At 68.9% G+C, this 829-nt stretch carries 1 protein-coding gene; it reads left to right on the forward strand.

Annotated features, from left to right (window positions below; genetic code table 11):
• Positions 1-59: 59 nt before the first annotated feature.
• Positions 60-829, forward strand: a 770-nt coding sequence (locus E1267_RS43885) for an ATP-binding protein (RefSeq protein ID WP_132342252.1), incomplete at its 3' end; no start/stop codon positions are given.

The following is an 829-nucleotide window of genomic DNA, read 5'->3' on the forward strand; positions in this document are numbered from 1 at the left end:
GGCCACCCCGAGCGAGATACTTCAACACCACCGGCCCGTGCAGCCCGCAGCACCACTACATGCTGCCCCCCACACAGCGGCTCCCCCAGGCGCGCGAGCTCATCGACATGGACCGCTACTTCGTACTGCACGCGCCCCGGCAGACCGGCAAGACCACCACACTGAACACCCTGGCGTCCGAACTGACCGCCGAGGGCGACACCGCCGCCCTGACGTTCTCCTGCGAACGCGCCAAGGCGGCCGGCGACGACTACGCCGCCGCCGAGTCGCTGCTGCTGGATTCCCTTCGCGAGGCCGCCGAGCGGACGGGATGGCCCAAGAAACTGCTGCCGCCAGACGCCTGGCCGCAGGTCACGCCGGGCAGCCGGTTCGGCTCGGCGCTGAGCGAGTGGTGCCGCCGCAGCCCCCGCCGGGTGGTGCTGTTCCTCGACGAGATCGACGCCCTGCAAGGCAACAGCCTGGTCAGCATCCTGAGCCAGCTCCGCGACGGCCACAACACGCGGCATGAGGGGCGTCCGTTCCCCGCGTCCGTGGTGCTGTGCGGGTTGCGCGACCTGCGCGACTACAAAGTCGCCTCAGGTGGCGACCCCGAAAGGAGCAATCCGGCCAGCCCGTTCAACATCGTCACCAAGTCACTGCGGCTGGGCGACTTCACCGCCGACCAGATCGCCGAACTCTACGGCCAGCACACCCACGCCACCGCACAGGAATTCACCAAGGACGCGGCCGACCGGGTCTTCGAGCTGACGCAGGGCCAGCCATGGCTGGTCAACGCCCTCGCCTTCGACATCATTCTCCAGATGGGTACGACTGGCGCCATCACCGCCGG

It is taken from the genome of Nonomuraea longispora (assembly GCF_004348345.1).
Taxonomy (GTDB): domain Bacteria; phylum Actinomycetota; class Actinomycetes; order Streptosporangiales; family Streptosporangiaceae; genus Nonomuraea; species Nonomuraea longispora.